Origin of the sequence: Saccharothrix sp. CCNWYY140 (assembly GCF_037401995.1) — a bacterium.
GTDB lineage: Bacteria > Actinomycetota > Actinomycetes > Mycobacteriales > Pseudonocardiaceae > Actinosynnema.
Genome location: NZ_JBBEGC010000051.1, coordinates 13746 through 24042, shown reverse-complemented (window position 1 = coordinate 24042; position 10297 = coordinate 13746). Strand labels below are relative to the sequence as shown.

At 70.7% G+C, this 10297-nt stretch carries 9 protein-coding genes; 4 read left to right on the top strand and 5 right to left on the bottom strand.

The window, feature by feature from the left end; translation table 11 throughout:
* Positions 1–8: 8 nt before the first annotated feature.
* Together uvrB and WBN91_RS22065 are read right to left on the bottom strand one after the other, a co-directional pair.
* On the bottom strand, positions 9–2165 hold the full coding sequence (uvrB, locus tag WBN91_RS22070) for an excinuclease ABC subunit UvrB (protein WP_337726017.1): 2157 nt from the start codon (positions 2163–2165) through the stop codon (positions 9–11).
* Between the two features lie 57 nt (positions 2166–2222).
* On the bottom strand, positions 2223–3512 hold the full coding sequence (locus WBN91_RS22065) for a DUF5685 family protein (protein ID WP_337726016.1): 1290 nt from the start codon (positions 3510–3512) through the stop codon (positions 2223–2225).
* A gap of 113 nt (positions 3513–3625) precedes the next feature.
* On the opposite strand from WBN91_RS22065, the gene WBN91_RS22060 reads away from it, so the two are divergent.
* Complete coding sequence (locus WBN91_RS22060) at positions 3626–4138, top strand: DUF402 domain-containing protein (RefSeq protein ID WP_337726044.1); 513 nt, start codon at positions 3626–3628, stop codon at positions 4136–4138.
* 136 nt (positions 4139–4274) lie between these two features.
* On the top strand, positions 4275–4793 hold the full coding sequence (locus WBN91_RS22055) for a DUF402 domain-containing protein (protein WP_337726015.1): 519 nt from the start codon (positions 4275–4277) through the stop codon (positions 4791–4793).
* Here the strand turns inward: WBN91_RS22055 and coaE are convergent.
* The 3 genes from coaE to rpsA all read right to left on the bottom strand — a co-directional run bounded on the left by coaE (position 4769) and on the right by rpsA (position 8211).
* Positions 4769–5953 carry a dephospho-CoA kinase gene (gene coaE, locus WBN91_RS22050; protein WP_337726014.1) on the bottom strand — a complete coding sequence of 395 codons (1185 nt, stop codon included), beginning with the start codon at positions 5951–5953 and terminating at the stop codon, positions 4769–4771. The two genes, WBN91_RS22055 and coaE, sit on opposite strands and share 25 nt — an antisense overlap.
* 42 nt (positions 5954–5995) lie before the next feature.
* Entirely contained in the window at positions 5996–6589 is a 594-nt protein-coding gene (locus WBN91_RS22045; RefSeq protein WP_337726013.1) for a hypothetical protein, read from the bottom strand.
* Positions 6590–6720: 131 nt separating this feature from the next.
* Positions 6721–8211 (bottom strand): 30S ribosomal protein S1, encoded by a 1491-nt coding sequence (gene rpsA, locus WBN91_RS22040; protein ID WP_121227167.1) that lies wholly within the window; start codon positions 8209–8211, stop codon positions 6721–6723.
* Between the two features lie 192 nt (positions 8212–8403).
* Between rpsA and WBN91_RS22035 the strand changes: the two genes are divergently transcribed.
* Both WBN91_RS22035 and WBN91_RS22030 read left to right on the top strand, forming a co-directional pair.
* Positions 8404–9234, top strand: a complete 831-nt coding sequence (locus WBN91_RS22035; RefSeq protein WP_337726012.1) for a class I SAM-dependent methyltransferase — start codon at positions 8404–8406, stop codon at positions 9232–9234.
* A gap of 10 nt (positions 9235–9244) precedes the next feature.
* Positions 9245–10201: a GNAT family N-acetyltransferase gene (locus tag WBN91_RS22030; RefSeq protein ID WP_337726011.1), complete on the top strand. Its 957-nt coding sequence runs from the start codon at positions 9245–9247 to the stop codon at positions 10199–10201.
* Positions 10202–10297 lie beyond the last annotated feature (96 nt).

Below are 10297 nucleotides of genomic sequence, written 5' to 3'. Positions count from 1 at the left end.
GAGCGGGGTTACTTGACGCCTGCCGCGTCCATGCCTCGGAGTTCCTTCTTCAGGTCCTGGATTTCGTCGCGGAGGCGGGCGGCCAGTTCGAACTGGAGTTCTCGGGCCGCGTTCATCATCTGGTCCGTGAGCTGCTGGACCAGGTCGGCCAACTCGGACCTGGCCATCGTGGTGGTGTCGCGGTCGGCCAGGACGCCCGAGCTTCGGCCGCTCGCGCCCGGGTCGCCCGTGGGCTTCTTGCCGCGGGAGGCGTTGCGGCCGGAGCCGCCGGGGGCGATGGCGTCTTCCGCCTCGGCGTAGACCTGTTCCAGGATGTCGGTGATCTTCTTGCGCAGCGGCTGCGGGTCGATGCCGTTGGCCTCGTTGTAGGCGATCTGCTTGGCGCGCCTGCGGTTGGTCTCCTCGATCGCGTGCGCCATCGAGTCGGTGATGCGGTCCGCGTACATGTGGACCTCGCCGGACACGTTGCGGGCCGCGCGGCCGATGGTCTGGATCAGGCTGGTGCCGGAGCGGAGGAAGCCCTCCTTGTCGGCGTCCAGGATCGCGACCAGCGAGACCTCCGGGAGGTCCAGGCCCTCGCGCAGCAGGTTGATGCCGATCAGGACGTCGTACTCGCCCAGGCGCAGCTGCCGCAACAGCTCCACGCGGCGGAGGGTGTCCACCTCGGAGTGCAGGTAGCGGACTCGGATGCCCAGTTCCAGCAGGTAGTCGGTGAGGTCCTCGGCCATCTTCTTGGTGAGGGTGGTGACCAGGACCCGTTCGTCGCGTTCGGCTCGGACGCGGATCTCGTGGACCAGGTCGTCGATCTGGCCCTCGGTGGGCTTGACGACGACCTCGGGGTCGACCAGGCCGGTGGGGCGGATGACCTGTTCGACGAACTCGCCGCCCGCCTGGCCCATCTCGTACGGGCCGGGGGTGGCCGACAGGTACACCGTCTGGCCGATCCGGTCGGCGAACTCCTCCCAGGTCAGCGGGCGGTTGTCCAGCGCGCTGGGCAGGCGGAAGCCGTGCTCGACCAGGTTGCGCTTGCGGGACGCGTCACCCTCGTACATGCCGCCGATCTGCGGCACGGTCACGTGGGACTCGTCGATGACCAGCAGGAAGTCGTCCGGGAAGTAGTCGATCAGGGTGGCGGGCGCGGTGCCGGGGCCGCGGTCGTCGATGTGGCGCGAGTAGTTCTCGATGCCCGAGCAGAACCCGACCTGGCGCATCATCTCGATGTCGTACGTGGTGCGCATGCGCAGCCGCTGCGCCTCCAGGAGCTTGCCCTGCCGCTCCAGCTTCGCCAGCTGGTCGGCCAGCTCCGCCTCGATGTTCTGGATGGCCTTCTCCATGCGCTCCGGGCCGGCCACGTAGTGCGTGGCGGGGAAGATGCGCAGTTCGTCGACCTCGCGGATCACGTCGCCGGTGAGCGGGTGCAGGTAGTACAGCTTGTCGATCTCGTCGCCGAAGAACTCGATGCGGATCGCCAGCTCCTCGTACGCCGGGATGACCTCCACCGTGTCGCCCCGGACGCGGAAGGTGCCCCGGTTGAACGCGATGTCGTTGCGCGCGTACTGGATGTCGACCAGCGCCCGCAGCAGCAGGTCGCGTTCGACCTCCCCGCCGACCTCCAGGTGGATCGACCGGTCGAGGTAGGACTGCGGTGTGCCCAGGCCGTAGATGCACGACACGGACGCGACCACGATCACGTCCCGCCTGGTCAGCAGGCTCATGGTGGCCGAGTGGCGCAGCCGCTCCACGTCCTCGTTGATCGAGGAGTCCTTCTCGATGTAGGTGTCGGTCTGCGGGATGTACGCCTCGGGCTGGTAGTAGTCGTAGTAGCTGACGAAGTACTCCACCGCGTTGTGCGGGAAGAACTCCTTCAGCTCGTTGGCCAGCTGCGCGGCCAGCGTCTTGTTCGGCGCCATCACCAGCGTGGGCCGTTGCAGCTTCTCCACCAGCCACGCCGTGGTGGCGGACTTGCCCGTGCCGGTGGCGCCGAGCAGCACGACGTCCTTCTCCCCGCCCCTGATCCGGCGCTCCAGGTCGGCGATGGCCGCCGGCTGGTCGCCCGCCGGCTGGTACTCGCTGACCACGCGGAACTGACCGTCGGAGCGGGGGATGTCCCCGACGGGGCGGTGCGACGAGTGCGCCTTGACCGGGATCTCGGTTGGGAATGCCACGGACACGACGGTACGCCCCGGGTACGACAATTTTCGATCGGACCTGGTCAGGAGCCGTCAGCAGTTGCAGTCGCAGCAGGTGCAGCACTCGCAGGCGCTGCAACACTCGCAGGCGTTGCACCACGCGTCGCGGGGCTTGCCGCTCCACGAGCCCGGGTACGGGTCGCGGCAGCACTGCTGGCAGGTGCCGCACTGGTAGAGCGCGGCCAGGCAGCCCATCAGGAAACCGCGTTCGCGGGGCGGGTGGACCAGTTTCGGCCAGAACCACAGGCCGCTGCCGGGCGGCGGCTCGGCGGAGCGCTTGCGCTTGCCCTTCTTCGTGGGCGGTGGCGTGCCGCCCGTGCCGGGGGCGGCGGGCGGGGGCATCGCGCCGGGCGGCGGCACGGCTCCGTGAGGCGGCTGACCGGGGTGATGCGGCTGACCGGGGTGAGCGGGCTGGGCGGGCGGGTACATGCCCGGGGCGGGGTTCCAGCCGGGCGGCGTCGGCGGGGTGTGGGCGTGGGGGTCGCCGAACGACCGGCGGATGGATTCCTGCACCTCGTGCACCAGCAGCGCGTGCACCAGGCGGTCGTCGGTGAACTCGACCTCCTTCAGCGCCAGCTTGATGCCCAGCGCCGCGTCCTCGCACAGCCGCCGGGCTTCCTCCAGGGACGTGCCGGTCGCGTCCAGCGGGTTGTACGCACCCGACGCCCGGTCCTCCTCAAGGTCCTCCACGGCGTCCAACAGGTGCGCCAGCCGCCCGAACAGCCGGCCCACCTCGCGCAGCGGCTCGGCGTTCCCCGGACGGCCGGCCAGCACGGCGGTCTGCGCCACGGCCTCGCCGGCGGCGGTCTCGGTCGGCTCCGTCACCAGCAGCACCGAGCTGCCCAGCCCAGCCGCCGCCTCCACCTCCGACTGCCGCGCCACCGCCGCCACCAGCACCGACGTGTCGAACCCCAGGTCCGACCCGGTCTCCGCCGCCTGCGCCGCCCAACGCCGCGCCACCTGCCGCCCGACACCGCGCGCCGGACCGGTCGAGAACACGCCGTCCCGGTCGTCCACGTGGTCCCCGACCTTCGCGGACGCCAGCACCAGCGACACCGCCGCCGCCAGACGCGCACCGGCGCCCACGGCCACATCGGCGGACTGCATCCCGCGCAACGCACAAGGCCCCGCGCTGCGCCTTGAACGGCCCATCTGCGCCTCTACAAGAGCCGAGATGACCAGACCGTCGTAGTTCGTCACCACCCGCGCCATGTGCCCGTGGTCGTCGCGGAGGGCGAGGCACAGCCCGCACAGGTGGGCCAGCCAGGATTCACGCAGGTCCGCGCCCAGTCGGTTGCGGCACGGGCGGATGATTCCGAACATGGCCGGAAGACTAAGCGATCATCCTCCTTTCGGGTGACTAAACGAGGTGTTCAGCGGGTGTGCGTGCATAGGGTGCGCACGTGACGCTGAGCGCCGCCGCAGGGACCACGCACATGCACATCCACCCGCCCAAGATCGAGTACTTCGACCTCGACGCCAAGAGCAACACGGACCCGAAGGGCATCCTGCGCGGCGTCGACGAGTACCGCCTGACCGAAGCGGGTCTCTACATGTTCCGGCCGGTCCCCGGCCACCCCCGCCTGTCGCACTTCGAGTCCTGGCTGCTGCCCGCGCACGGCCTGCGCGTGACCCGCCAGTCCTGGCACCCAGGCCACGAGTGCGACTACGACCTCTACCTGGACGTGGTGGAGATCAGCTCGAGCGGGTCGGTGTGGAAGACCGTGGACCTCTACCTGGACCTCGTCGTGCGCACCGGCCACAGCGTGCGCGTGTTGGACACCGACGAGCTGCTGTTGGCGCTCCAGCGCGGCCTTGTGCAGCCAGAACGCGCCCAATGGGCACTGGAGACCACCTACAACGCCGTGGCGGGCATAGCGGCCCACGGGAACGACGCCATCCGCTGGCTCGCGGCCCAAGGAACGATCACCACATGGCGTCGGCGGTAATACAGAGGGTGAGACCCGCTGGTCAACCGCCGTCCGAGTCCGTCACCTGATAGTGACCTCCCCCTACACAGACCGTGATGTAACGAATCGACCCGCTGTGTTACCAGCCGCACACTTACGGCTACCCTCGGGTCGCGTGGGAGCGGTCATCACACCTCAGCTGGTCGACGTGGTCGACACCGTCAGCGCAGTTCGGAGCTATTCCTCGGGCATGTCGCGGCACTTGACGACGTGCCGGGTCGAGCACTGGGGACTGCGCCTGGAGTGCCCCACGCCGGACGACCCGTTCTCCGACTCCGAGGTCACCTGGTTGATGCCGGACCTCGGCCTGCGGCTCACCCACCAGCGGCCCCGGTCGCGGCACGCCCGCAGCGGCCCCAGCGTGCTCAGCGCGGTCCGCGTGCAGCGCGACGGCCGCTCCTGGCGCACCACCGACCTCCTGCTGGGCCTGGCCGTCCCCGGCGGCACCACGGCCCGCATCGTGCGCTCCGAGGAGTTCGCGGCGGCGGTGGCCGGCCGGGTCCTCGGCCCCGAGGACGCCGACCAGGCCCTGCGCACCGTCCACCGGACGCTCGAGCAGATCAGCCTGCACCGCCACGACCTGGGCGCCTGGCTGACCCACCGCGGCATCTACGACGCCTGGCCGTCCTTGTAGGTGCTGTAGAAGGCGTTCATCCGCTCCACCGCCGCCTCCATGAACGGCTCCTTGGCGTCCCCGTAGGCGAAGCCGTCCTTGTCGCCCGTGAACTGCGCCGACAGGCCCAGCTTCAGGGCCTCGTACTCGGCGCGCGCGACCGAGTCGACCCGCAGCCAGTCCCGGAACCGGACCGCCCACGTCCACGCCGGGCCGTCCTGGACCCGGACGTGCAGGTTGACCCGGCGCTTCGGGTCGCAGCCGGCGTGCAGGCGCTTCACCCACAGCGCCGGGTCGCCGAACCGCACGGTGTCCTCGCCGTAGCCCAGGGAGGGGAAACCGGCCTCCGCCAGCACGTCGGCCAGCGAGTCGGCCTCCTCCATCGACCGCACGCCCAGCTGGAAGTCCAGCACGTCCTTGGCGGCCAGGCCGGGGATCGAGGTCGAGCCGATGTGCTCGACGTGCCGCCCGCCCGCCGCCAGCGAGATCCGCTTGGCGATGCGCTCGGCCTGGAGCGGCCACGTCCCGTCGTAGGGCACCACCTTCGGCGGGCCGCCGGCGTAGCGGCGCAGGCGCACGTTGGCCTCGTAGGGCACCAGCCGGTCCGCCCACAGGGCGTCCACCTCCGCGAGCACCACGTCCGGCGTGCCGCTGTTGTCCAACCACACGTCCGCCACGGCCCGGCGCTGCTCGTCGGTGGCCTGCTTGGCCATCCGGTTGCGCGCGTCCTGCTCGTCCAGACCGCGTCCGACCAGGCGTTTCACCCGCTGGTCCAGGTCGGCGTCCACGATGATCACCAGGTGGTAGGCGGGCGCCAGGCCGTTCTCCACCAGCAGCGGGACGTCGTGGACGACGATGGCGTCCGCGGGCGCGGCGGCGATCAGCTCGGCGGTCCGCGCGCCGATGCGCGGGTGCATGATGCCGTTGAGGGTCTGCCGGTCGCGGTCGTCGCCGGAGCCGAACACCCGCTCGGCCAGGGCCGCCCGGTTCAGCGACCCGTCCGGGTTGAGCACCTCGGACCCGAACGCCGCCTCGATGTCCTTCAACGCGTCCGTGCCCGGCTCGACGACCTCCCGGGCCAGCCGGTCGGAGTCGATCACCACCGCGCCGTGCTCCGCGAGCCTGCCCGCCACCGTCGACTTACCGGATCCGATGCCCCCCGAGAGGCCCACGCGCAACATGGCGCACAGTCTGCCGGGAACGCGGAGAAGCCGCGATCGACTTCAGGCGTCCTCGAGGGGCGTCATGGACTGCACCGCCAACGCCGTCAGGATGTCCTTCACCTTGTCGTCGGGCAGGTAGCCGGCCTTGGCCCGCACCACGTAGGTCGTCTTGCCCAACGAGCCCACGAGCAGCCGTTCGGCGTTCGTGGTGACCAGCTGCGCCTTGTGCTTGGTCACCTCGACCTCGGTCGCCTGCCCGCCGTCCTTCTTCTCGGCCTCGACGCTCTCGGTGACCCGTTCCTTGGCCGAGGCGTCGTCGGAGTAGGTCGACAGGCCGATGATCAGCGGCGAGTCGCCGATGTCCTTGCCCTTGGGCACGTCGTGGTAGCAGTCGATCTTCGCGGTGCGCGCGATGGACTCCTGCGGGATGCCGATGATCTGCCGCAGCTCGCCTTCCATCTTGCGGCCGAGGATCTCGTTGACCCGGTCCACCGGGACGACCAGCTCGCAGTCCTCGGGCATGGGCCGGTCCACCATCGGCCGCACCCGGCTCGCGCTGGTGGGCGCCACGATGGTGGGGATCTGCGGCGGCGGCGCGGGCGGTGGTTTCTCCTGCGTGCAGGCGGCCAGGGCCGCGACCACCAGGGCCAACACCGCCGTTTGCCTGTTTCGCGCACCCATAGGGATCACAACTTAGCGCACGACAACGGCCCCGCACCGTAACCGATGCGGGGCCGTTGTGGCGTTGCGTTCAGACGGTCATCTCAGACCGCCGGAGGAGCTGATCAGGCGCCGCCCGACAGCTTCTCGCGGAGCGCGGCCAGCTGCTCGTCGCTGGCGAGGGTGCCGCCGGCCTGGGCCGGGGCGCCGCCACCGGTGGACGCCGGGGCGTCACCGCCGGACGAGTAGTTGGTCTCGCCGGCCGCCTCTTCCTCGGCCGCGGCGGCCTTGGCGACCTGCTTCATGTGGGCCTCGTAGCGCAGGTGGGCCTCGGCGTACTGCCGCTCCCACTCCTCGCGCTGCTTGTCGAAGCCTTCCTGCCACTCCTGGGTCTCCGGGTCGAAGCCCTCGGGGTAGATGTAGTTGCCCTGGTCGTCGTACTCGGCGGCCATGCCGTACTGGGTCGGGTCGAACTCGGAGTCGACCGTGAAGCCCTCGTTGGCCTGCTTGAGCGACAGCGAGATCCGCCGGCGGTCGAGGTCGATGTCGATGACCTTGACCATGACGTCGTCGCCGACCTGGACGACCTGCTCCGGGATCTCCACGTGGCGCTCGGCCAGCTCGGAGATGTGGACCAGGCCCTCGATGCCCTCGTCCACGCGGACGAACGCACCGAACGGAACCAGCTTGGTGACCTTGCCCGGCACGATCTGGCCGATCGCGTGGGTGCGGGCGAACTGGCGCCACGGGTCTTCCTGCGTCGCCTTGAGCGACAGCGACACGCGCTCGCGCTCCATGTCGACGTCCAGGACCTCGACCGTGACCTCCTGGCCGACCTCGACGACCTCGGACGGGTGGTCGATGTGCTTCCAGGACAGCTCCGAGACGTGCACCAGGCCGTCCACGCCACCCAGGTCCACGAAGGCGCCGAAGTTGACGATGGAGGACACGACGCCCTTGCGGACCTGGCCCTTCTGGAGCTGGTTGAGGAACTCGCTGCGCACCTCGGACTGGGTCTGCTCCAGCCAGGCGCGACGGGACAGGACCACGTTGTTGCGGTTCTTGTCCAGCTCGATGATCTTCGCCTCGAGCTCGCGGCCCACGTAGGGCTGGAGGTCGCGGACGCGCCGCATCTCCACGAGCGAGGCGGGGAGGAAGCCCCGGAGGCCGATGTCCAGGATGAGACCACCCTTGACGACCTCGATGACCGTGCCGCGGACCGGCTCGTCCTTCTCCTTGAGGGCCTCGATGGTGCCCCAGGCGCGCTCGTACTGGGCGCGCTTCTTCGACAGGATCAGGCGGCCTTCCTTGTCCTCCTTCTGGAGGACGAGGGCCTCGACCTCGTCACCGACCTTCACAACCTCGTTGGGGTCGACGTCGTGCTTGATCGACAACTCGCGCGAGGGGATGACACCCTCGGTCTTGTAGCCGATGTCGAGCAGGACCTCGTCCCGGTCGACCTTGACGATGGTGCCCTCGACGATATCGCCATCGTTGAAGTACTTGATGGTCTTGTCGATGGCGGCGAGGAAGTCCTCCTCCGTCCCGATATCGTTGATAGCGATCTGCTGCTTCGGCGCGGTGGCAGCCGGGACAGTGGTGGTGTCGGTGGACATTAGGTAGGTGGCTCCGGTACGGATTGGGGTTGTCTGGCCTTGGGTGCAACGCTGCGCGGGAGGCAAGGCTTCCCCCGACGACCGATCCCGTGACTGCACACCGATCATGGGCAGCGCGAACCCACTACGCGGGCGGTATCGTACGCGGCTCGACGACCACCGGGCAAACCGGTACCCCTCGTAAGGAGCAGTGTGTCCGACCAGCACGCCAGCGCGGAACTCGCGCTGGGCACCACCGGCATCGCCAAGCGCGGCGCGGACGCCGCCGAGTCCCGGGCCGCGAACCGGATCTGGTGGGACGCCGACGCCGACGACTACCACGCCGAGCACGGCGACTTCCTGGGCGCGGCGGACTTCGTGTGGTGCCCCGAGGGGGTGCGCGAGGCCGAGGTCTCCTACCTGGGTGAGGTGACCGGCCGGCGGGTGCTGGAGGTGGGCTGCGGGTCGGCCCCGTGCGCGCGGTGGTTGAAGGCGGCGGGCGCGGACGTGGTGGCGTTCGACATCTCGGCCGGGATGCTCCGGCACGCGGTGGCGGCGAACGCGTCGACCGGGGTCGAGGTGCCGTTGGTGCAGGCCAGCGCGGACCAGCTGCCGTTCGCGGCGGGCAGCTTCGACGCGGCGTGCTCGGCGTTCGGGGCGGTGCCGTTCGTGGCGGACGTGGGCGAGGTGTTCGCCGAGGTGGCGCGGGTGCTGCGGCCCGGCGCGCCGTGGGTGTTCTCCGTGACTCACCCGATGAGGTGGATATTCCCGGACGATCCCGGACCGGGCGGACTCACCGTGACGCAGTCGTACTTCGACCGCACCCCGTACGTGGAGGTCGACGGGACCGGCAAGGCCACGTACGTGGAGCACCACCGGACTGTGGGCGACTACGTGCGCGCCCTGGTCGCGGCCGGGCTGGAGCTGGTGGACGTGGTGGAGCCCGAATGGCCCGCCGGGCACACCCGGACGTGGGGCCAGTGGTCCCCCCTGCGGGGGCGGCTATTCCCCGGGACCGCGATTCTGCGGACGCGCAAGCCGTAACCTGCGGGGCATGACCGTCAGTCGGGGGCTGGTGGAGGCGCAGGGCGCGCGCTTCGCGTGTCTCGACCCGTTGCTGCCCGCGGTGACCGCCCCGCCGGACGGTGACGTGATCACCGCCGCCCTGCCCGACGGGACCCGGGTCGCGGGCGTGGTGACCAGGCAGGTCCACGACCGGCGCTCGGCGGCGCGGCTGTGGTCGGCGACCGAGGTGTGGGAGCTGACCCCGTTGCTGGGGTCCGGCGGCGGGGCGGCGATGGACGCGCTGCTGCGGGCGTGGCGGCACCGGATGGACCGCATGGGTGTGGCCGACCGGGTGGGGACGGACCGGGTGGGGGCGGACCACGACTCCGCGTGTGTGGTGACCTGGCCGAGTCGGGACGCCGAGGCCGCGCGGGCGCTGTTGGACCACGGTCTGGTGCCGCTGTCGGTGATCGCGGTGCGCCGGGGCGGGCCGCCCCCGCCGCTGGACGGGTCGTTGGCCGTGCGGCGGGCCACCCCGGCCGACCTGGACACCGTGCTGGCGTTGGCGCTGGCGGAGCTGCGGTACTCGGCGATGGTGGGCTCGACGGTCGACCGGCCGGAGGCGGCCGAGCTGAAGCGGCGGACGCTGGCCGAGCGGTTGGCGGCGGGCGGCCCGGCGTGGCTGGCGGAGCGGGACGGGATCGCCGTGGGCCTGGCGGAGTGCGCCGTGGTGGTGTCCGAGCCGGGGAACTGGACCTCCACGCGGCTGCCGCCGGGGCGGTGGGGGTACGTGAACTGCGTGTCGGTGCTGCCGGGGGCTCGGGGCACCGGGATCGGGCGGCGGCTGATGGCCCACGCGCACCGGGAGCTGCACCGGCTGGGCACGGTGGGCACCTACCTCTACTACAACCCGCCGAACCCGTTGTCGTCGGTGTTCTGGCCGAGGCAGGGGTACCGGCCGTTGTGGACGGTCTGGGAAGTCCGCCCGGCGGGCGCACTGCGCTGACCGGCGGTCCGGGCCGTCCCTTCGGCGGGCGGCCTGGACCGGCAGACCTCATCCTGGCGTAGCTCACACGTCCTTCGAGTTGCGAGTGACCCTCTG